Origin of the sequence: Mesorhizobium sp. M3A.F.Ca.ET.175.01.1.1 (assembly GCF_004791945.1) — a bacterium.
Classification (GTDB): domain Bacteria; phylum Pseudomonadota; class Alphaproteobacteria; order Rhizobiales; family Rhizobiaceae; genus Mesorhizobium.
Genome location: NZ_SRTP01000001.1, coordinates 389,094 through 409,824, shown reverse-complemented (window position 1 = coordinate 409,824; position 20,731 = coordinate 389,094). Strand labels below are relative to the sequence as shown.

The 20,731-nt window shown below is 63.2% G+C and carries 24 protein-coding genes and 2 tRNA genes; 15 read left to right on the top strand and 11 right to left on the bottom strand.

Annotation, left to right across the window (positions count from 1 at the left end):
- Positions 1-298, bottom strand: a 298-nt coding sequence (locus EN818_RS02055; protein WP_181592138.1) for a GTP-binding protein, incomplete at its 3' end; no start/stop codon positions are given.
- Positions 299-590: 292 nt separating this feature from the next.
- Here EN818_RS02055 and EN818_RS02050 point away from each other — a divergent pair.
- Positions 591-1,478 carry a DMT family transporter gene (locus tag EN818_RS02050; RefSeq protein WP_095805844.1) on the top strand — a complete coding sequence of 296 codons (888 nt, stop codon included), beginning with the start codon at positions 591-593 and terminating at the stop codon, positions 1,476-1,478.
- 95 nt (positions 1,479-1,573) lie between these two features.
- Here EN818_RS02050 and EN818_RS02045 read toward each other — a convergent pair whose 3' ends face one another.
- The 3 genes from EN818_RS02045 to EN818_RS02035 all read right to left on the bottom strand — a co-directional run bounded on the left by EN818_RS02045 (position 1,574) and on the right by EN818_RS02035 (position 2,339).
- Entirely contained in the window at positions 1,574-1,831 is a 258-nt protein-coding gene (locus EN818_RS02045; protein ID WP_095805845.1) for a GlsB/YeaQ/YmgE family stress response membrane protein, read from the bottom strand.
- A gap of 276 nt (positions 1,832-2,107) precedes the next feature.
- Positions 2,108-2,181: transfer RNA gene (locus tag EN818_RS02040), tRNA-Gly, on the bottom strand.
- Positions 2,182-2,254: 73 nt separating this feature from the next.
- Positions 2,255-2,339 (bottom strand) — tRNA-Tyr (locus EN818_RS02035).
- A gap of 199 nt (positions 2,340-2,538) precedes the next feature.
- Here EN818_RS02035 and EN818_RS02030 point away from each other — a divergent pair.
- Positions 2,539-3,399, top strand: a complete 861-nt coding sequence (locus EN818_RS02030) for an RNA methyltransferase (RefSeq protein ID WP_095805846.1) — start codon at positions 2,539-2,541, stop codon at positions 3,397-3,399.
- A gap of 118 nt (positions 3,400-3,517) precedes the next feature.
- Here the strand turns inward: EN818_RS02030 and EN818_RS02025 are convergent, their stop codons facing one another.
- The 3 genes from EN818_RS02025 to gcl all read right to left on the bottom strand — a co-directional run bounded on the left by EN818_RS02025 (position 3,518) and on the right by gcl (position 7,112).
- Positions 3,518-4,405, bottom strand: coding sequence for a 2-hydroxy-3-oxopropionate reductase (locus EN818_RS02025; RefSeq protein WP_135903936.1), 888 nt, complete (start codon positions 4,403-4,405; stop codon positions 3,518-3,520).
- 101 nt (positions 4,406-4,506) lie between these two features.
- The gene (otnI, locus tag EN818_RS02020) at positions 4,507-5,304 is read right to left on the bottom strand and encodes a 2-oxo-tetronate isomerase (protein ID WP_095805848.1); all 798 of its coding nucleotides are present in this window, start codon (positions 5,302-5,304) and stop codon (positions 4,507-4,509) included.
- A gap of 26 nt (positions 5,305-5,330) precedes the next feature.
- Positions 5,331-7,112, bottom strand: coding sequence for a glyoxylate carboligase (gene gcl, locus EN818_RS02015; RefSeq protein ID WP_095805849.1), 1,782 nt, complete (start codon positions 7,110-7,112; stop codon positions 5,331-5,333).
- 205 nt (positions 7,113-7,317) lie between these two features.
- Between gcl and bhcR the strand changes: the two genes are divergently transcribed.
- Complete coding sequence (bhcR, locus tag EN818_RS02010) at positions 7,318-8,151, top strand: HTH-type transcriptional regulator BhcR (RefSeq protein WP_095806136.1); 834 nt, start codon at positions 7,318-7,320, stop codon at positions 8,149-8,151.
- A 32-nt stretch (positions 8,152-8,183) separates the two neighbouring features.
- On the opposite strand, the gene EN818_RS02005 is transcribed toward bhcR, so the two are convergent.
- Entirely contained in the window at positions 8,184-8,540 is a 357-nt protein-coding gene (locus EN818_RS02005) for a hypothetical protein (RefSeq protein WP_095805850.1), read from the bottom strand.
- Between the two features lie 193 nt (positions 8,541-8,733).
- On the opposite strand from EN818_RS02005, the gene EN818_RS02000 reads away from it, so the two are divergent.
- Complete coding sequence (locus EN818_RS02000; protein WP_095805851.1) at positions 8,734-9,192, top strand: hypothetical protein; 459 nt, start codon at positions 8,734-8,736, stop codon at positions 9,190-9,192.
- 72 nt (positions 9,193-9,264) lie between these two features.
- Here the strand turns inward: EN818_RS02000 and EN818_RS01995 are convergent, their stop codons facing one another.
- The gene (locus EN818_RS01995) at positions 9,265-11,136 is read right to left on the bottom strand and encodes a murein L,D-transpeptidase (RefSeq protein WP_135903934.1); all 1,872 of its coding nucleotides are present in this window, start codon (positions 11,134-11,136) and stop codon (positions 9,265-9,267) included.
- A gap of 303 nt (positions 11,137-11,439) precedes the next feature.
- On the opposite strand from EN818_RS01995, the gene EN818_RS01990 reads away from it, so the two are divergent.
- Positions 11,440-11,841 (top strand): rhodanese-like domain-containing protein, encoded by a 402-nt coding sequence (locus tag EN818_RS01990; RefSeq protein ID WP_095806137.1) that lies wholly within the window; start codon positions 11,440-11,442, stop codon positions 11,839-11,841.
- A gap of 7 nt (positions 11,842-11,848) precedes the next feature.
- On the opposite strand, the gene EN818_RS01985 is transcribed toward EN818_RS01990, so the two are convergent.
- The gene (locus tag EN818_RS01985) at positions 11,849-12,754 is read right to left on the bottom strand and encodes an alpha/beta fold hydrolase (protein WP_095805853.1); all 906 of its coding nucleotides are present in this window, start codon (positions 12,752-12,754) and stop codon (positions 11,849-11,851) included.
- 47 nt (positions 12,755-12,801) lie between these two features.
- On the opposite strand from EN818_RS01985, the gene EN818_RS01980 reads away from it, so the two are divergent.
- Complete coding sequence (locus EN818_RS01980; protein WP_095805854.1) at positions 12,802-13,254, top strand: MarR family transcriptional regulator; 453 nt, start codon at positions 12,802-12,804, stop codon at positions 13,252-13,254.
- 47 nt (positions 13,255-13,301) lie between these two features.
- Here the strand turns inward: EN818_RS01980 and EN818_RS01975 are convergent, their stop codons facing one another.
- A complete protein-coding gene (locus tag EN818_RS01975) occupies positions 13,302-13,655 on the bottom strand; it encodes a DUF971 domain-containing protein (RefSeq protein WP_095805855.1) in 354 nt (117 codons plus the stop codon).
- Positions 13,656-13,947: 292 nt separating this feature from the next.
- Between EN818_RS01975 and moaA the strand changes: the two genes are divergently transcribed.
- The 9 genes from moaA (at position 13,948) to EN818_RS01930 (ending at position 20,692) form a co-directional block, all read left to right on the top strand.
- Positions 13,948-14,943 (top strand): GTP 3',8-cyclase MoaA, encoded by a 996-nt coding sequence (gene moaA / locus EN818_RS01970; RefSeq protein WP_095805856.1) that lies wholly within the window; start codon positions 13,948-13,950, stop codon positions 14,941-14,943.
- A gap of 53 nt (positions 14,944-14,996) precedes the next feature.
- Positions 14,997-15,491 (top strand): hypothetical protein, encoded by a 495-nt coding sequence (locus EN818_RS01965; protein WP_245420335.1) that lies wholly within the window; start codon positions 14,997-14,999, stop codon positions 15,489-15,491.
- 106 nt (positions 15,492-15,597) lie between these two features.
- Positions 15,598-15,954: a hypothetical protein gene (locus EN818_RS01960; protein ID WP_095805857.1), complete on the top strand. Its 357-nt coding sequence runs from the start codon at positions 15,598-15,600 to the stop codon at positions 15,952-15,954.
- Between the two features lie 120 nt (positions 15,955-16,074).
- Complete coding sequence (locus tag EN818_RS01955) at positions 16,075-16,995, top strand: DMT family transporter (RefSeq protein ID WP_095805858.1); 921 nt, start codon at positions 16,075-16,077, stop codon at positions 16,993-16,995.
- Positions 16,996-17,000: 5 nt separating this feature from the next.
- Positions 17,001-17,633: a molybdenum cofactor guanylyltransferase MobA gene (gene mobA / locus EN818_RS01950; RefSeq protein WP_095805859.1), complete on the top strand. Its 633-nt coding sequence runs from the start codon at positions 17,001-17,003 to the stop codon at positions 17,631-17,633.
- On the top strand, positions 17,630-18,136 hold the full coding sequence (mobB, locus tag EN818_RS01945) for a molybdopterin-guanine dinucleotide biosynthesis protein B (RefSeq protein ID WP_095805860.1): 507 nt from the start codon (positions 17,630-17,632) through the stop codon (positions 18,134-18,136). The genes mobA and mobB overlap by 4 nt, the downstream gene beginning before the upstream one ends.
- Positions 18,137-18,290: 154 nt before the next feature.
- Positions 18,291-19,076 (top strand): ABC transporter substrate-binding protein, encoded by a 786-nt coding sequence (locus tag EN818_RS01940; protein WP_095805861.1) that lies wholly within the window; start codon positions 18,291-18,293, stop codon positions 19,074-19,076.
- A 78-nt stretch (positions 19,077-19,154) separates the two neighbouring features.
- On the top strand, positions 19,155-19,871 hold the full coding sequence (locus EN818_RS01935) for an ABC transporter permease (RefSeq protein WP_095805862.1): 717 nt from the start codon (positions 19,155-19,157) through the stop codon (positions 19,869-19,871).
- Entirely contained in the window at positions 19,868-20,692 is an 825-nt protein-coding gene (locus EN818_RS01930; RefSeq protein ID WP_095805863.1) for an ABC transporter permease, read from the top strand. The genes EN818_RS01935 and EN818_RS01930 overlap by 4 nt, the downstream gene beginning before the upstream one ends.
- The last annotated feature ends 39 nt before the right edge of the window (positions 20,693-20,731 follow it).

Sequence of the window (20,731 nt, the reverse complement as noted above, 5' to 3'; positions counted from 1 at the left end):
CCAGGATCGCGCCGTCCATCTGCGCGGCGCCGGTGATCATGTTCTTCACATAGTCGGCGTGGCCGGGGCAGTCGACGTGGGCATAGTGCCGGTTGGCCGTCTCGTACTCGACGTGCGCGGTCGAAATGGTGATGCCGCGCGCCTTCTCTTCCGGCGCCGCGTCGATCTGGTCATAGCGCTTGTATTCGCCAAAATACTTCGTGATCGCCGCCGTCAGCGACGTCTTGCCGTGATCGACGTGGCCGATCGTGCCAATGTTCACATGCGGCTTGGTGCGCTCGAATTTACCTTTTGCCATAGTCTCTTTCCTTGGACGGCCTTGACCTTCAGTTCAGTCGAATGCGGGGCGATTAGCGACTACGGCCGAAAAACACAAGTGCCTTGTGGCTGAGCGCTCTGCCACTCGACTCTAACCAATGATCCGATTTCAGAGGACGTGGCGCGGATATAGGGTCGCCGCACCCGAAATCAAATCGCGGGCCGGCCATGCTCTGCCGCGTCCCGCGGCCTGGCAACTTCGTCCAGTTGCTGTCCCTGTCGACCGTTGCTGGCCCATTGCTGCCGCGGCCCGCGTCTGATTTCTTCGCCACATGCAGCTCATTTCGGCCAACATCCGCGGTCCGCTTTTCATGGTCGTTGCCACGGGCTCCTACCTCGTCAACGACACGATGATGAAGCTCGCCACAGAGGGGCTGCCGCCCTACGAGGTGCTGTTGCTGCGCGGCGCCGCAGCCACGCTCTGGGGCATGCCTCTGCTCCTCATGCTCGGCTACGGCCGACAGATCCCGCTGCTTTTCGAGCGCAAGGTGCTGCGCCGGAACCTTTGCGAGCTGGCGGCGATCCTCTGCTATGTGGTGGCTTTGGCCAACATGCAGATTGCCGATTCGACGGCGCTCGGACAGGTCACCCCGCTGCTTGTGCTCGTCGGCTCCTCGATGCTGTTCGGCGAGAAGATCGGCGCGGCGCGCATCGCGCTGATCGGCCTTGGCTTCGTCGGCGCCGTCATGGTGGCGCAGCCGACGATGCAGGGCATTTCCGTTTATGCCGTGCTGGCGCTCGGCAACGCGGCCCTGGCCGCGGCGCGCGACCTCGCAGGACGCAAGATCGGCGCCGAGGTGCCCGGCATGATCGTCGCCATCTCGGCCGTCGTGGTGGTGCTTGTCGGCTCGGGCGTGGCGCACCTTGCTTGCGAGCATTGGGTGATGCCGGAGGGCCGTCATCTCCTGCTGATAGCCGGTGCCGGCCTGTTCCTGATCTTCGGCCATTTCTTCATCTTCATGGCCTATCGGGTGGGCCCCACGAGCGCGGTCGCCCCCTTCTACTATTGCTTCACCGTCTGGGCGGTGATTTCCGGTCTTCTGGTATTCGGGGAGTTCCCGAACGCACTTGCCGTCTGCGGCATCCTGCTGGTTATCGGCAGCGGCCTGGCTATCGTCTCTCTCGACGAAAGAAGGCGGCGTCTCACGGTGATCGCCTGAGCCGCTCCCGGACCGCAACCCGCTGGAGCCCCGCGGGGTTGCCAGCGGGGTCGCTACCTTCCACAGCCAACCAGCCGTGGGCGTCCGCCTTGCCTCTACAGCGTGCGCTTGCCGGAAAACTGATGATAGGCCCACAGCACCACGATCGAACCGATCACGGCTACGATCAGGCTGTAGATGTTGAGGCCGGTGACGCCGGACGCGCCAAAGGCGCTGAAGATCAGGCCGCCGACGACGGCGCCGACGATGCCGAGCACGATGTCGAGCACGATGCCCTGGCCGCTCTTGTCGACGATCTTGCTTCCGATGAAGCCGGCGACGACGCCGAGAATGATCCAGCTGATGATGGACATTTTTGCCTCCGATCCTCCGCCGCGCCAATCATTTTCATATGATTGTCAAAAGCTCAAGACAGCTTGGAATCCGCTTGTTTGCGCCGTCCTGGCGCCGGGAAGATTTGATCGATGAGGAGCAAGATGGGCCGTTTTGGCAGCGCCCTGCCGGCGGCACCATCACCAAGCGTCTGAGTAAGCGCTTGGCGCAAGCAGGCAAGATGCAGAGCGGCAGGAGCGGCGGACAGAAAAGCCGGCAATTCATGCGGAGCCCGGCAATTCATGCGGAGGAAAGTCTGGAGCGGGTAGCGGGAATCGAACCCGCATATTCAGCTTGGAAGGCTGCTGCTCTACCACTGAGCTATACCCGCCTTGCAGTCACGCATCGGATCAGCCGAAACGGCACGGTACGATGCGTTCGTTTCAAGGCTTCCGGGCCGGCAGTGGTGGAGAGGGTTGGATTCGAACCAACGTAGGCTAAGCCAACGGATTTACAGTCCGTCCCCTTTAACCACTCGGGCACCTCTCCAGTCTGCCGCCGGAGCCATGCAACGAGGCATTTCAGCTGACCCGGAGCCCGAGTAAGTCTTTCTCCGAAATCAGCGAAGCGCCTTATGGCGGCAAGGCCGGTGGGTGTCAACCGGCGCAGCGGCGGTTTTTCCAGGATGCTCCGCATTCCTCGCCGCAACCCATATCCTTAGCCGGAAGGGACCGCTATAGAAGCCGCCATGAGCGACAACAAAAGCAACAAGCCCGGCACCCCAAAGGACACTCATTACGCCAAGCTGCGGCGCGCCCATCGCGACCAGAAAGCGGGCGGCGCCCCGGCGTTCCGGCCGCGTCAGCCAGTGCCGCCGGGGGAAGGTCCCGCCGACGGGCTGGTGCGGCTTTATGGTCTGCACACGGTGCGCGCGGCTCTCGACAACCCCCGGCGCAAGATCAGGAAGATGCTGGTGTCGCGCAACGCAGCCGAGCGGCTTGCGATCGCCAATCTGGCCGCCCTGCCCTTCAAGGCCGAGTTGGTCGAGCCGAAGGACATCGACAGGATCACCGGCTCGGACGCGGTGCATCAGGGTGTGCTGATCGAGGCGGAACCGCTCAAGCCGAAGCGCCTCGACGCGCTCGGCGACACAAAGCTGGTGCTGGTGCTCGACCAGGTGACCGACCCGCACAATGTCGGCGCGATCCTGCGCTCGGCTGTCGCCTTCGGCGCCGGCGCGCTGATCACCACCGCCCGCCACAGCCCGCAGGAATCCGGTGTGCTGGCGAAATCCGCGTCCGGCGCGCTGGAGCATATCGACCAGATCGAGGTGAAGAACCTGGCCGACGCGCTCGGCCAGCTCCACGAGGCCGGCTTCCAGACCATCGGTCTTGATTCAGATGGGCCTGCCGAGCTGGAAAAGACCTTCTCCGGTGACAAGATCGCCCTGGTGCTCGGGGCCGAAGGCAAGGGACTGCGCCAGAAGACCCGCGAAACCGTCACGGCACTGGCCCGCCTCGACATGCCTGGCGCCATCCGCTCGCTCAACGTGTCGAATGCGGCGGCGGTGAGCCTTTATGCGGCGAAGAAGTTTCTGAGTGAAGGGTGAATAGTGAATAGTGAATAGTGAATAGTGAATAGTGAATAGTAGGCAATCTATGCCGCACGGCTGAGGCAACAGCATTCTACTGACTACTGACTACTCACCATTCACCATTCACCCTTCACTACTCACCCACCTCATACCCCGCCATCCGCTCCAGCGCCCTCACCAGCGCCGAATGATCCTCCTTTGCCCCGCCATTGGCGGCGCAGGAGTTGAAGAGCTGCTGCGTCGTCGAGGTGTTGGGCAGCGCAACGCCAAGCGCCTTTGCGCCTTCCAGCGCCAGGTTGAGGTCCTTCTGGTGCAATTCGATGCGGAAGCCGGGCGCGAAGCTGCGCTTGATCATGCGCTCGCCATGCACTTCCAGTATGCGGGAGGCGGCGAGCCCGCCCATCAGCGCCTGCCTGACCTTGGCCGGATCGGCGCCCGCCTTGGCGGCGAAGACAAGGGCTTCGCCGACGGCCTCGATGGTCAGCGCCACGACGATCTGGTTGGCGACCTTGGTAGTCTGGCCGACGCCGTTCGGCCCGACCAGCGTGATGTTCTTCCCCATCTTTTCGAAGATGGGTCTGGCGCGCTCGAAAGCCTGTTCCTCGCCGCCGACCATGATGGTGAGCGAGGCCGCCTTGGCCCCCACCTCGCCGCCTGACACCGGCGCATCGAGATAGTCGCAGCCGAGCTCGTTGATGTTCTTGGCGAATTCCTTGGTGGCGATCGGCGAGATCGAGCTCATGTCGATGACGAGCTTGCCCTTGGTCAGGCCCGAAGCGACGCCTTTCTCGCCGAACAGCACGTCGGCCACCTGCGGCGTATCCGGAACCATGGTGATGATGATGTCCGAGGCCCTGGCCACCGCGTCGTTGCCTGAAACGGTCTTCAGCCCTTTGCCGACGAGGTCGGCCGGCGGCTTGGAGCGGTGGTCGCTTGCGACGACCGCATAGCCGGCATCGAGCAGATGCCCCGCCATCGGCGCACCCATGATGCCCAGCCCGATGAAGCCGATGGTTTCCATTTGTATCTCCGTCCTTTGTTAGGCCGCGTTCTACGGCGCCCCCCTCTGGCCGGCAGGACAGAGGGGGGCGCGAAGGAACGCCGAGTTCAATTGCGAAGCTGCTAAGCCGCGGCGCTTCCCTGCCCTGCGAATCGCCGGAACCATCCCAGCCCCGCCTCCGTCCCGGCCTTCGGCTTGTATTCGGCGCCGACCCAGCCGGAATAGCCGAGGCGGTCGATGTGCTCGTAGAGGAAAGGATAATTGATCTCGCCCGTCCCCGGCTCGTGACGGCCGGGATTGTCCGCAAGCTGGATATGCGCGATGCGGCCGAGGTTTGCCTCGATGGTCCGGGCGAGATCCCCCTCCATGACCTGCATGTGATAGATGTCGTATTGCAGGAACAGGTTTTTCGAGCCGACGCGCTCGATCAGCGCCAGCGCCTGGTCGCTGTAGTTCAGGAAGAAACCCGGAATGTCGCGTGTGTTGATCGGCTCGATCAGCAGCCTGATCCCGGCCTGCTCCAACTTCTCGGCCGCGAAGGCGAGGTTCTCGGCAAAGACATTTTCCAAAACAGTGCGGTCCGCCCCCTGCGGCGCGATACCGGCAAGGCAGTTGATCTGCTCGCAGCCGAGCGCATGCGCATAGGTGATCGCCTTGGCGACGCCTTGGCGGAATTCCGGCACCCGGTCAGGCAGCACCGCGATGCCGCGCTCGCCCTTCCCCCAGTCGCCCGCCGGCAGGTTGAAGAGGACCTGCGTCAAGCCGTTCTTCTTGAGCCGCGCGGCAACGACATCCGGCGCGTGGTCGTAAGGCCCGATATACTCGACACCCTTGAAGCCGGCGCCGGCCGCAGCGTCGAAGCGGTCGAGGAACTCATGCTCGCCAAAGAGCATCGACAGATTGGCTGAAAAACGCGGCATTCTTTTCCTCCTTCTTCCGCTATGCCCTAGTCCAGCATCACAATGGCGGTCGGCGCGTCCTCGTTGCTCTCGGCAAGCTCCTCGAATTCGGTGATCTTGTCGATTTCCGTGCCCATGGAAATGTTGGTGACGCGTTCCAGGATGAACTCGAGAACGACCGGAACCTGGTGCTCCCTCATCAGCCGCTGCGCTTCCTTGAACGCGCCGGCGAACTCTTGCGGCTTGCGCACGCGCACCGCCTTGCAGCCCATCGCCTCGGCGACGGCAACATGGTCGACGCCGTAGCCGGCCTCGGGATCGTTGGCGCGATTGACGTTCTCGAAGGCAAGGCTCACCTCATAGTCCATCGCAAAGCCGCGCTGCGCCTGGCGGATCAGGCCGAGATAGGCGTTGTTCACGACGACGTGGATGTAGGGCAGTCTGTGCTGTGCGCCGACGGCCAGTTCCTCGATCATGAACTGAAAATCATAGTCGCCCGAGAGCGCGACGATGTCCCGATCCGGATCGGCGGCGCGCACGCCGAGTGCCGCCGGCAGCGTCCAGCCGAGCGGGCCGGCCTGACCGCAATTGATCCAGTTGCGCGGCTTGTAGACATGCAGGAACTGCGCGCCGGCGATCTGCGATAGGCCGATCGTGGTGACGTAGGTGGTGTCGCGGGCAAAGGCCTTGTTCATCTCCTCGTAAATGCGTTGCGGCTTCAGCGGCACCTGCTCGAAATGCGTCTTGCGCTTCATCGTCTTTTTGCGCTGCTGGCATTCCTTCGCCCAGCCTGACCAGTCACGGAGCTTGCCCGCCATGCGCCATTCTGTGGCGACATCGAGCAGCATCTTCAACGCCGCGCCGGCGTCCGAGACGATACCGAGATCCGGCGCGAAGACGCGGCCGATCTGGGTGGGCTCGATGTCGACATGGATGAACTTCTTATCCTTGGTGTAGACGTCGACGGATCCGGTGTGGCGGTTCGCCCAGCGGTTGCCGATGCCGAAGACGAAATCGGCTTCAAGCATTGTCGCGTTGCCATAGCGGTGCGATGTCTGCAGGCCGCACATGCCGGCCATCAGGCGGTGGTCGTCGGGAATTGCTCCCCAGCCCATCAGCGTCGGGATGACCGGCACGCCGGTGATCTCGGCAAACTCGATCAACAGGTCTGATGCGTCGGCGTTGATGATGCCGCCGCCGGCGACGATCAGCGGCTTTTGCGCCTCGTTCAGCATCGAGAGCGCCTTCTCGGCCTGCGCGCGCGTCATGGCCGGCTTGAACGGGGCCAGCGGCTCGTAGGCATCGATGTCGAACTCGATCTCGGCTAGTTGCACGTCGACCGGCAGATCGATCAGCACCGGACCAGGACGCGAGGATCGCATCAGGTGAAACGCTTTTTGCAACGCCATCGGCACCAGATACGGCTCCATGACGGTCACCGCCCATTTGGCGACGGGCGAGGCGATCGCGGCGATGTCCACGGCCTGGAAATCCTCCTTGGTGAGGCGCGCGCGCGGGGCCTGCCCGGTGATGCAGAGGATCGGAATGGAATCCGCCGATGCCGAATAGAGCCCGGTGATCATGTCGGTTCCTGCCGGGCCGGATGTGCCGAGGCAGAGCCCGATATTGCCGGCCTTGGCCCGCGTGAAGCCCTCGGCCATGTGCGAGGCGCCTTCAACATGGCGGGCAAGAACATGGCGGATCGTGCCCCTCGCCTTCAACGCCGAATAAAGCGGATTGATCGCCGCCCCCGGCACGCCAAAGGCATTGGTGGTGCCTTCCTTTTCGAGAACGAGAACCGCAGCGTCGACAGCGCGCATCCTGGCCATTTCCAACCTCCACAAATTTGTTGGTTGGCTTGAGGATGCCAGCGCGGTTTTGATTTTTCAATTTTTTCAGAATATTTTTTCATTTATAGAAAACTCTGCTTATTCGCTGATTTCACTTCCCTTTTCGTTTTCCAGATATTCCCGTTGCAAATTGGGTGAAAAAATTTTTCATTACGTGCGTGAGGGGTTGCAGAGGATGCGAGCCATGGAAACGACAGAAAAGCGCCAGCGCGGCCGGCCGCGCGCCTTCAACGGCCCGTCGGAGACAGCCTCGGTGCAGTCGCTGGACCGCGCATTGCGCATCCTGGCGATCGTCGCCGAAGCCAGCGGCCTGTCGCTGAGCGAAGTCGCGGCGCGAAGCGGAATTGCCGCGTCCACCGCCTACCGCATGCTGACGACGCTCGAGAACCACGGCATGGTCGAGTTCGACTCGACGGAGCAGCTCTGGGCGATCGGCGTCGAAACCTACCGTATGGGTGCTGCCTTCCTGCGCAGCCGCAAGCTGGTCGACCGCGCCCGCATCGTCATGCAGGAATTGATGGAGAAGACCGGAGAGACCGCCAACCTCGGCGTCGCCGAGGACGATTGTGTGGTTTTCGTCAGCCAGGTCGAGACACATCAGGCGATCCGCGCCTTCTTCCGGCCCGGCACGCGCAGTTCCTTCCACGCTTCCGGCATCGGCAAGGCGGTGCTGGCGCATCTCGAACCAGAGCGGGTTGCCGCCATCCTGCGCAAGGCCGGTCTGCAGCGCTACACCGACAAGACCCTCTCCGACATCTCTGCGTTGGCCCACGATCTGGCAGCCATCAAGCATCGCGGCTGGTCGGTCGACGACGAGGAGCGCCACCCCGGCATGCGCTGTGTGGCCGCTGCCATCTTCAATGAGTTCGGCGAGCCGATCGGCGGTGTTTCAGTCTCCGGTCCGACGGTGCGGGTGACGCCGGAGCGCCTGGCCGAGATTGGCCCGCTGGTTCGTGACGCCGCGGCCGAGGTGACCAAGATGATCGGCGGGGTCGGGATGGCGCCCGCGGTGAACTGATCAAGAGAAAATCGCGCCGCGACTTCTCGCGGTCATGCGCCAGGCAGCGCGCTCTTTGCCGCTATGTCGAAGAAATCGAGCAGGATTGCCAGTCCGACGCCGCATGCGGTGAAGATAAGGCCGGCGATGAAGATTCGGCTGGCTCGCGCGTAAATACTGCGCTGCAGCGACTGGATGTCGAGCAGCATGGCCAGCGACCGCATCTGCAGCGCAATGCCGCCCAGGATCGGCAGCACGGCGATCAGATGATAGCTCTGCCATGGAATCGGATTGGCGGCCCAATGGGTGATGAAGCCCAACGAGAACGCCAGCAGGATGCCGACCGTGGTGACCGTGCCGTTGCGAAAAACCGGCTCGATCAGGTCTTCCCGCGGATCCTGTTTGTCCAACGTCGCCTCCCTCGCGGCAATTGTCGCAGCCGATCGACACTAAGCCAGCCCGGGTTCGCTGTACATCGGGCCTCCGCAGGGCGAAACGGAGCTTGAATCCGCTATGGGCAGAGCCTGCCCGCCGGCTCTTGCATCGCTACAGCTTTGATGGCTGACTGCGCGCCACGATTGCGGGCACGGGGGTGCAGGGCAAATGGTCGGCTATGTCCTGAAGCGGATTCTGATGGCGCTTGCCGGCTATCTGGTTGCGGTATTGGCCGGCCTGATCGCGATTGTCGCAATCTACGCGGTCTTGAGCGCGCTCCCCAACGCGCCAGCCTATTTCGACCTGATGGGCGTGACACCGATCATGGTGCTGGTCGTACCGCCGCTCGGCATCTTTGTCTATTTCCTGACGATCGTGGTCACCGGCGCCCAGACGCTGGTCTTTGCGCTGATCGCGGAGTTCTTTTCGCTGAGGAATTTCTGGCTGCACATGCTGTTCGGAGCCGCCGCTGCAGCCGCCGGCTTCCTAATGCTGTGGCCCGGCGCTCCGGACGAGCCGGAGCGATGGGCCGACATCGGCATCATCGCCGCAGCGGGTCTGGTCGCCGGCCTGGTCTACTGGCTGATCGCCGGGCGCGACGCCGGCTTCCGCCGTCCGCCCGTCTGAAGCATTCCAGGAAGTGCGAGACGGTCAGGCTCTGCGGCCTCGCCGTCCCGAACTGCGTGAAAACAAACTGCCTCAGGATGACGGCGAGCGCACCGCTTCGGTAGCTTCCAGCGCCTGCATCAACCGCGTGTCGCGGTCGTACACGTCGTCGAAATACTCGACCTTGCCCTTCATGTCCGGCCATGCGGTGAAATACGCCACGTAGACCGGGATCACCCGCGTCACATTCTCGGTCGAATGGCCGTGCTTCAGCTTTTCGGCGACATAATCGACCGAAGTGCCGAGCACCGCGGCCGCCATGCCGCGCGGATCCTGCAGGCGAATGCAGCCATGGCTCAGCGCGCGCATGTCGCGCTGGAAGAACGACTTCTGCGGCGTGTCATGCATGTAGATGGCGTGCTTGTTGGGGAACAGTATCTTCAGTTCGCCCAGCGCATTGGCTTCGCTCGGCTGCTGGCGCACGCTGAATGGAACCTTGGCGCCGTAAGCGCCCCAGTCGACCGCGGCCGAAGGGATTCGCTGGCCGCTCGAATCGGTCACTTCATATCCGGCGCGGTCGAGATAGCCGGGATCGTTGCGCAACCGCGGCAGCATCTCATTGACGATGATCGACTGCGGCACGCCCCAATAGGGGTGGAAATCGACCTGCTTGATCTGATTGTAGAAGAAGGCGGTCTGGTTGGTGACCTTGCCGACGACCACGCGGGTCTTCAGCTTTTCCTCGCCATTGTCGATATAGCTCGCGGTGAAGGCAGGCTGGTTGATGAAGACGCGTGGGCTGCCGAGGTCGGAAGGGAGCCAGCGCAGTTCCTCGAGCGCCACCTTCACTTTCTCGATCCTGTCGGCCTTGGATGTGCCCGCAAGCGAAGCCACCGTGCGGGGGCCTATGACGCCGTCGCCCTTCATGCCGGCCCGTTGCTGCACCGCCTTGATCACCGGCACCAACTCAGGATCGTAGATTTCGCTCTTGCCGAGCCGAGCGAGGATCTCGCCATAGGCGCCGCCCATCTCGTCATCGAGATTGCGGGCGATAAGCGTCAGCAGCTTGGGCAGTTCCGGGCTGGTTTCGCCCGGCTTCAGCAGCAGCTTGGGATCGACGACGATCTCGTTCTCCTCGCTTGCCTGGAGCGACTCCAGTTCGACACGAAGCGCCTGGTATTCCGGATTTTGCGGGTGCCGCGATTCGAGATACGTGCGCACCTCCTGCGTGTGCGCCAGCGTCTTCAGCACGCTTTCAAGATCGAGCGGCTTGGCGGGGAAATCGTAATAGCCGGTCATGCGGTTGGGGTCGACGCGGCCGCTCTGCGCGTCATGAGCATAGCGCAGCACGCGCGCCGACAGCGCCATTTCGAAGCGGACCAGTTCCTTCATCCGCTCCTGGGGAAAAGCGGAAGTGGTGGCCGCCGGAATGTCGACGGAATAGTCCGCTGGCGTCAAACCATAGCTCGCCGCCTCGCCGAGCACCCGTACGGCATCCTGCGCTCGGCTGTTGGTTGCGTTTTCCGTCACCCAGATGAAATCGGGATTGGCCGAGTAGTAGGCGATCAATGCCTTGGCAACATCGGGCTCGGCGAAGAGTTCATAATCGCCCAGGCTGGCCATGGCGTCGCGGAACGCCCCGCCGTCGACCGACGGCACATAGGCGGCGTCTTGCGCGGTGGCAGGCTGCGGCGCCGCGATCAAAGGCTTGAAGTCGACGCGCACAAGCCGGTCGGCCTTGTAGGTATAGTAGCTCGGGCTGCTGATTCTGGCGCCGCCCCCAGCGCTTGGCAGCATCTTGCGGGACTTCGGTGGCGGCGGAAATTCACCTTGGGGGTTGTGCCGTATGCCGCCGCCGAAGAGCATATCGAACAGCCCTTGCGCGCTCGCTGGAGACTGGCCGAGGGTCAACGTCGCGGCGAGCGCGATCGGCAACAAGGTTTTCGTGTTTCCGAGGAATTTCATGCATCACCCGCACCGGTTGCAACCGGTTCCCGTTCCCGCGCCGCTAAGACGGTCTCGCCCACCGCATGGCGGATGTAAGGCGCAACTATACCGATTCATACCGATTCCGTTAAGCTTCCATTAATTTCCGCGGCCGTGTTGCAGAACGGTTGCACATATTCTTGCGGCCGGGTCCACGATCCTCGTTTCCCGTCATGCTTGCGGCGTTGCGCCAGACGTTGACGGAAACTGGCTCGGGCGCCACAGATTTGAAACGCTATGCTGGCCCCGAAAGTTGCAGAACTGGCCAGGAAGGAAAGGCCGATGAAGAAAGGCTATCGCCAGCTTCTCGACGAGGCGAATGCCGAGATCGAGGTCATATCGCCGGAGCAAGCTGCCGGACTGCTGGAAGACGAGGATACAATCTTCGTCGATCTGCGCGACCCTCGCGAGGTCGAGCGCGACGGCAGGATTCCGGGCGCCAAGCACGTGACGCGCGGCATGCTCGAATTCTGGATCGATCCGGAAAGCCCCTACCACAAGCCATTCTTCGCCTCGGGGAAGAGCTTCGTCTTCTTCTGTGCCGGCGGCTGGCGTTCGGCGCTGGCGACCAAGACGGCGCAGGACATGGGTCTGACGCCGGTCAGGCACATTCTGGGCGGATACAGCGCATGGAAGGCGGCCGGCCTGCCGATCGAGCCAGGCCAAAAGAAGAAGGACGGCTGATCAAGGATCAGTGCAGCAGCGCCGATTGCTCCGCCACGAAGCCGACGGCGCGCTCGACCACGCCCCGATCCGCGAGAATGCGGCGGTGGCCAAGCCCCTCGGCCCAGTGCAGGCTGACGTGGTCGCCGGCGCCGGCATAGCGCTTTGCGTGATCGGCGTGAACTTCGCGATCGTCCGGCGCGTGGATCACGAGCGTCGGCACCGGAGCCTCGGCAAGTTGGCGGTCGCCGGTGAATTCGCTGAGCGGCCGCCCCGACAGATGTTTCACCCGATCGGCCATCGCGACGCGGGACCGCGGCCCGACATTGAGCCTGCGGCTGAAGTCGTCGAAGATTGCCGGCAGGGAACTGGGAGCTGCGATCAGGACCAGCTTTTCGGCCGGGAGCGCCGGGGTGTCCTTGACCGACGCCGCGACCGCGTTGGCAGCCACTGCGCCGCCGAAGGAATGACCGACCGCGGCGTCAAACGGGCCGAACCATTCGCCGGCGACCCGCGCGGCGTCCACTGCGTTCACCATGTTCAGATGGCGGCCGAGAGAATGGCCGTGGCCCGGCAGGTCGAGGGAGACGACCTTGTAGCCCGCCTCGCGAAATCCTTCGATCAGCGCACGCATGTATTCGGTGCGCGAGCGCCAGCCATGGATGACGAGCACGGTGCCCCGGGTGCCGCTGCCCGGTTCGGGTCGGAACTCATGCACCGCCACGCAACCGGTCCTCGTCTTCAGCCGGTGATGACGCGCCTCGGCCATGAAGTCGGCGGCGCGCTCGACCGCGCGGCGCTCGCCATCGCTCAGCGCCTTGACGTTGGGCGTGCGGCAGAACAATTCGAAGGCGGCGCGGCCGCTGAGGCGCGGAGCGACATGCTCGGCCGCGCCGAACATGCTCCGGATGACCTTCAATCCAAATGATGCCATAGTGGCGATCCATCCATTCGTTCAAGCATGAACATAATAGTTCAAACATGAACATTAAACAAGAGCTGCCCTGGGACAACCCGCGCTTTCGCAACTGGGTCGCGGTGGCGCGCGCCTGTCATGTGCTGGAGCGCACTCTGGCGGGCAAACTGGCGCCCCTCGACCTCAAACCTGCGCAGCTCGATGTGCTGATGAACCTCTACCGCCATCCCGGCATGTCGCAGCACGATCTGGCGAGAAAACTGCTGGTCGGCCGTTCCAACATCACCATGCTTCTGCCGCAGCTCGAAGCACGTGGCCTGCTGCGGCGCGAGGGCGACGAGAAGGACAAGCGCGTTCTGCGGCTGAACCTCACCGAGGCCGGAGAGGCCCTGCTGATGCAGGCGCTCAAAGTGCACATGGCGCTGATCGAGAAGGCGATGAGCCAGTCGACGCCGGAGCAGTGCGATATGATCGGCGAGCAGATGCGCAGGATCGCCGAGGTGCTGAAAGAAGCCTGACAAGGCCGCACCAAGATTGAGGCGGGACTGAACTCCCGCGCGAGGGATCACCGGTCGCGGCTCAGCCCCTTCTCGGCAAGCTCGGCGAGATAGGCATTCCAGCGCTCGTCTTTCTCGTGGCCAAGCGTGTGCAGATAGTTCCAGGTGAAGATGCCGGTGTCGTGGAAATCGTCGAAGGTGATGCGCACGGCGTAATTGCCGACCGGCTCGATCTTGAGGATAGCGACGTTGCGCTTGCCGGGAACCGTGACGCGCTGGTCCGGCGAATGGCCCTGCACTTCCGCCGAAGGCGAGGCAACGCGCAGCAACTCCGCCGGCAGTTCGAACGGCTGATGGCCGGGAAAGGTCACGGTGAGCAGTTTGCGGTCCTTCGAGACCCTGAGTTCCTTCGGCGCGGTCATGTTTCTTCCTGGTGAATTGCGCCCTTCCCTACGCTGCTTCGCTCGATGCGGAAAGGTCAAGCCAATGCATGTCGCCCAGAATTGTGCAGCGGGTTCTGGGACAACGATGCATCAAAACAAACCCGAAGCGCGTCGCCTGAATCCGTTCCAGCGCGCGCTTTGGGCAGCCGACACGCGATGTCGGTCGCGGAATGTTACCAAAGATCAAGGCCGGCTATCTTGAAAGCCAGTCTGGATCGTATCAAATAGCCGTATATAACGGCGCCGCTCAGGCCACGGGAAACGCTTGCCTATGAACATGATCGACCCCTTCGGTCGCACGATCAGCTATCTGCGTGTGTCGGTCACCGACCGCTGCGATTTCCGCTGCACCTATTGCATGGCCGAGGACATGACCTTCCTGCCGAAGAAGGACCTGTTGTCGCTCGAGGAGCTCGACCGGCTCTGCAGCGTCTTCATCGACAAGGGCGTGCGGAAGCTGAGGCTGACCGGCGGCGAGCCGCTGGTGCGCAAGAACATCATGCACCTGGTTCGCCAGCTGTCGCGGCATCTGAAGAGCGGCGCGCTTGAAGAGCTGACGCTGACCACCAATGGCTCGCAGCTGGCGCGTTTTGCCGCCGAACTCGCCGATTGCGGGGTCAAGCGCATCAACGTCTCGCTCGATACGCTGGACGCGGACAAGTTTCGCCAGATCACCCGCTGGGGCAATCTCGCCAAGGTGATGGAAGGAATCGATGCCGCGCAGAAAGCGGGATTGAAGATCAAGCTCAACGCCGTGGCGCTGCGCGACTTCAACGATGCCGAAATCCCCGAGATGTTGCGCTGGGCACATGGCCGGGGAATGGACCTGACGGTGATCGAAACCATGCCGATGGGCGAGATCGACGCCGACCGCACCGACCAGTACCTGCCGCTATCGCTGTTGCGCAGCGCGTTGGAGCGCCAGTTCAGTCTGACCGACATACCCTACAAGACCGGCGGTCCTGCCCGTTATGTCGAGGTCGCCGAGACCGGTGGCAGGCTGGGCTTCATCACGCCGATGACCCACAATTTCTGCGAAAGTTGCAACCGCGTACGGCTGACCTGCACCGGTACCCTCTATATGTGCCTCGGCCAGGAAGACGCAGCCGACCTCAGAGCGCCCTTGCGCGCCTCCGAAGGCAACGAGCTGGTCGGCGCCGCCATCGACGAAGCGATCGGCCGCAAGCCCAAGGGCCACGATTTCATCATCGATCGCCGCACCAGCCGCCCCTCGGTGTCACGGCACATGAGCGTCACCGGCGGCTGATTTTCTTCCCGGCTTGGTGCAAGATCGCCGTCTGTCAGCGGCCGTGGGGCACCATGAAACGCATTCATCTCATTCAGAGCGCGTCGGCGGTCGTTCTGTCGTGCGTGATGGCCAGCGCCGCGACCACGGCCATTGCGAAGCCGTTCACCTACGTCAACGCTCGCTTCGGCACGTCCTGCACCTTCCCCGACGAGATTTTCAGCGATCCCCTGCCCGAGCCGGAAAATGGCGATGGCCAGCAATGGCTCAGCGCCGATGGCGCCAGTCTGACCTGCTCCGGCATCTACAATGTCGACAACGACACGCCCGGGAGTTTCGTCGCGGGCGAGAAGGCCGGCAGCGGACCGAGCCACAAGATCACCTACAGCAAGACCGGCAGGGACTGGGCGGTACTCTCGGGCATCAACGGCGACAAGGTTTTCTACGAGCGGCGCCTGTTCGGAAAGGACGGCGTGATCCGCACCGTCTGGATCGAATATCCATCATCCCTCAAGGCGAAATACGATCCGCTGGCCGGCGCAATCGCGGCCAGCCTGCGCGGCCCTTGAGAGAAAGCTGAGCGTTGAAAACAACGCCGGCTCCGGCGCGCTTTACCACCAGCCCGTTCCAGCCTAGCCTTCGATCGCGATTTTCTTTCGCTTCAAGGGGGTTCTCATGCGCAAATTCATGCTTTCGCTTGCAATGTTCGGCGTTGCATCAATGCCGGCGGCCGCCCAGTCCATTGGCGGCGCCTACACCGTTGCCGGCACCAATTTCGATGGCTCGAACTATGGCGGCGAGGCGACCATCACGCTGACCAGCGACACCACCTGCACCATCCATTGGGAAACCGGCGGCTCGACTTCCGATGGCATCTGCATGCGCAACGACGATGCCTTTTCCGCCGGCTACGTGATGGGCAAGGAAATCGGCCTCGTCGTCTACAAGGTGGAGAAGGACGGTTCGCTGCATGGCCTGTGGACCATCGCCGGCCAGAATGGCAACGGCACCGAAGTGTTGACGCCAAAGTAGGTCTCAGGCGTGGCGGCAGCTTAGATAAAGGTCGCGGCGCAGCCGGTGGCCCATTTCTTTAACGTTGCTGGTTGCCGGTTGCCTGCTACAGGCTTGACCTGACAAACACCGGAAACGCCATTGCCTCTTTCACCCAATCTTCGCGGCGCCCTGTTCATGGTCGTAGCCATGATCGGCTTCACCACCAACGACGCGATCACGAAATTCTCCTCCGAATCGATGAACATGGCGCAGGTCATGTTCGTACGCGGCGCCTTCGCAACGCTCTTCGTCGGCCTGCTGGCCTGGCAGCGCGGTGCGCTCGCCAATCCCGGCGCGATGCTGCAGCCGATGGTGGCGCTGCGTGTCGCCGGCGAGGCCGGCGCCACGGTGACGTTCCTCGTCGCCCTCGCCCACCTTCCGATCGCCAATGTCTCAGCCGTTCTGCAGGCATTGCCGCTTGCCGTAACGATGGGCGCGGCGCTATTCTTCGGCGAGGGCGTAGGATGGCGCCGCTGGTTGGCAATCGCCGTCGGCTTTGCCGGCGTGCTGATCATCGTGCGGCCGGGTTTCGAAGGTTTCAGCGTCTATTCCCTGCTGGCGCTGGCCAGCGTTGCCTGCTGCGCCGTGCGCGATCTCTCCACCAAGCGCATACCGCCGGCGATCCCGACCATGCTGGTGTCGACGGCCACCGCGCTGGCCATGACCGTGCTCGGCGCTGCCCTGCTTTCGCCAATGGGCGGTTGGACGCCGATGAGTGGCCGGGCGACCGCGTTGCTGGCGCTTGCCGCCGTGCTGGTGCTCATCGGCTACCAGTTCATCATCATGGCCATGCGCTCGGGCGACATCTCCTTCATCGCGCCCTTCCGCTACACGGCGCTGTTGTGGTCGATCCTGCTCGGCCTCGTTATCTTCGGCGACCTGCCGGACCTGCCGATGACCATCGGCGCTACCATCATCGTCGGCTCCGGCCTCTACGCACTTTACCGCGAACGCATCGTTGGCCGTCGGCAGACTGCCGCCGAAAGCGCTGGACCGGACATGGCGCCGGACGGCATATAGGCCGGATGGATCGGAGCATTGCAGGGATCATTCTGGCGGGCGGCCAGTCGCGCCGCATGGGCGGCGGCGACAAGCCCCTGCTTTCGCTCGGCAGCAACAGGCTGATCGATCACATAGCCGCGCGATTGATGCCGCAGGTTGAAACTCTGGCACTCAATGCCAATGGCGACCCGGCACGGTTTGCCGGCATCGATCTGCCGGTGCTGGCCGATACGGTGCCGGGCTATGGCGGGCCTCTGGCCGGCATTCTCACCGGCCTCGAATGGGCGGCAACGAACACGGCATGCCGGTCGCTGGCGAGCGCAGCCGGCGACACCCCATTCTTCCCCCTCGATTTCGTCGAACGGCTGGCCGTCGCCGCCCGCGCCCAGCCGGGCGCGATCGCCGTCGCCAGTTCCGGCGGCAGATGGCACCCGACCTTTGCGCTGTGGCCGGTCGGCCTGCGCGAGAGCTTGCGTGATTTTCTGGCCGACGAGGGCAACCGCCGGGTTTCGACCTTCATGGAGCGGCACGGTTTCGTCGCGGTGGATTTCCCGATGCTGAAAGCCGGCGGCCAGCGGATCGACCCGTTCTTCAACGTCAACACGCCGGACGATCTTGCGGCGGCGGAGCGACTGTTGCAAAGCCTTCAACGATGAGACGCGTATTCGGCATCACCGGCTGGAAGAACTCCGGCAAGACGACACTGACCGAAAAGCTGGTCGCCGAACTGGTGCGCCGCGGCTGGACAGTCTCGACCGTGAAGCACGCCCACCATGACTTCGACATCGACAAGCCGGGTGCCGACAGCTTTCGTCATCGCCAGGCCGGCGCCACGGAGGTGGCGGTCGTGTCCGGTCGACGCTGGGCGCTTATGCACGAACTGCGCGACGAGGACGAGCCGTCGCTGGATGCCATCCTGGCGCGGCTGGCTCCGAGCGACATCGTGCTGGTCGAAGGCTACAAGCGCGAAGCCCACCAGAAGATCGAGGCGAGACGGCTCGAGGCCAAGGACCGGACGCCGCTTTCGGCCAATGACCCGCACATCGTCGCAGTGGCGGCCGACTTCACCGTCGAAGGCGAAAACCTGCCCGTCTTCGACCTCGACGACACCAAAGCGATAGCCGAGTTCATCGAACGCCACACCGGCCTTGTCGCCTAAATCAGGTAACGCAACGGCAGTTGGCGATTGTCGTTTCCCGTTGTTTTGCAGTTGCTTTTCTCGGAAAGAGTGGGAGTATCCGGCCAGCGGGCGGTCGACAGCTCCGCCCACAAAGAGCCGCACGGAACAGCGGCCATGATATGAGAGGATCATCATGCGTATTGCACTGCGTATTGCGCTTGCCGCTTCGGCCGCGCTGCTGACACTTGGCGTCGCCCAGGCTCAGGAAAAGACCCTGCGGATCGGCACCGAAGGCGCGTACCCTCCCTTCAACAACCTGACGTCGGACGGCCAGCTGGTCGGCTTCGACATCGACATCGCCAAAGCGCTTTGCGACGAGATGAAGGTGAAGTGCACCTTCGTCGCGCAGGACTGGGACGGCATCATCCCGGCGCTGCAGGCCGGCAAGTTCGACGCCATCGTCGCCTCGATGTCGATCACGCCTGAGCGTCAGGAGAAGGTCGACTTCACCCACAAATACTACAACACCCCGTCGGCGATCGCAGTGCCGAAGGATTCACCGCTCAAGGGCGTGACCAAGGAAGATCTCGCCGGCAAGTCGATCGGCGTCGCCACCACGACGACGCATTTCAACTATGCCTCCAAGACCTACACCGACAGCACGATCAAGGGCTATCCGAGCAGCCCCGAGGAGCAGGCCGACCTCGCCAACGGCCGCCTCGACGCCATCGAGGACGATATCGTGGTGCTGCAGCAGTGGCTGGATTCGCCTGACGGCGCCTGCTGCAAGATCCTCGGCCAGCCGTCGCCGCAGCCGGTCGAGATCTTCGGGCCTGGCGCCGGCATCGCCGTGCGCAAGGGCGAGACCGATCTGGTCAACAAGTTGAATGCCGCGATCGACGCCATCCGCAAGAATGGAAAGTACAAGGAAATCAACGACAAGTACTTCAAGTTCGACGTCTACGGCGCCGAATCCTGATAGCTCAGGCCAGGGCGGTGAGGAAATCCTCGCCGCCCTTCCTTCATTCCGGGATCGCCACGGAGACCCGACCCGTCAATGCCAGCCCAGAGCATATGGACACTTCTCAGTTGGGGACCGGACGGCTGGCTTGACGACATCGCCTCTGGCGTGCTGGTCACGATCGCACTGGCGCTCGCCACATTGCCGATCGGCCTGGTGATCGGCTTTTTCGTCGCCTTCGCCAAGCAGCACGAGGAGCCGTCGCTGCGCCTGGCGGCCAATATCTACACCACCGTGTTTCGAGGCCTGCCGGAACTGGTGACGCTGTTTCTGTTCTTCTTCGGCATGCCGATCCTGCTGCAGCACCTTATACGCCTGTTCTGGCCCGACACGACGGTCGACGTGAACAGCTTTCTTGCCGGCCTGATCGTGCTCTCGCTGATCTTCTCGTCCTACACCAGCGAGGTCTTCCTTTCCGCCTTTCGCGCCATCCCCAAGGGCCAGTATGAGGGCGGCTACGCCATCGGCCTTTCGAAATGGCAGACCATGTTCAAGGTGATACTGCCGCAATTGCTGCGCATCGCCTTTCCCGGCCTTGAGAATTGCTGGCTGATCCTGCTCAAGGACACCTCGCTGGTCTCGGTCGTCAATCTCGCGGAAACCCTGCGCAATGCCGGGGTCGCGGCCCGCGTCACCAAGCATTCCTTCCTCTTCTACAGCGTCGCGGCGCTGATCTTCCTTGTGCTGGCCATTCTGTCGTCGATCGCCACCGGCTTCATTCTGCGTTCGCTGTCACGGAGGACGGCGCGATGAGCGTCAGCCAGGCCATCGTCGTCGAGCGGCCGCCGCCCCAGGCGCGCGGCTGGCCGCGCGCTCGCATCGTCGGTTACGCGCTCGTGGCCATGTGGGCCCTCTTCGGCCTCGGCATCGTTGCCTATCTGGTCACTGCCTGGAACCCCGAGTTCTTCGCCAGATACGCGCCGGCCTATCTGCAGGGACTGGGAACGACGCTTGCCCTGGTGATCATTTCGATGATCGCCGGCGCGATCTTGTCGCTTCCCGTCACCTACGCCCGCATGTCGAAGAGCCAGCTGCTCTCCGGGCTGGCCTACTGCTATGTCTATTTCTTCCGCGGCACCCCGCTGCTGGTGCAGGTCTATCTGGTCTATTACGGCGTCGGCTCGTTCCGGCCGCAGCTCGAAACCGTCGGCCTCTGGTGGTTCTTCCGCGAGGCGTTCTATTGCGGCGTGTTCGCCTTCGCGCTCAACACCGCCGCCTACCAGGCCGAGATCCTTCGCGGCGCCATCGAGAGCGTGCCGAGGGGCCAATGGGAGGGCGCAGCCTCGCTTGGTCTGCACCGGCTGCAGACGCTGCGCAAGATCATCCTGCCGCAGGCGATCGTCGTGGCCTTGAGACCCTACGGCAACGAGCTCGTCCTGATGATCAAGGCGTCGGCGATCGTCGCCATCATCACCGTCTACGACCTGATGGGCAACGCCAAGCTCGCCTATGCCAGGTCCTTCGACATCCAGGCCTATATCTGGGTGGCGATCGTCTACCTGGTGATGGTCGAGATCCTGCGCCACGGCGTCGAATGGATCGAGAGGCGCATCACCATCCATCTGCACCGATAGAAGCTTCCGGTCCGCGCCAGGCGATGCGGCTTTCCGCGC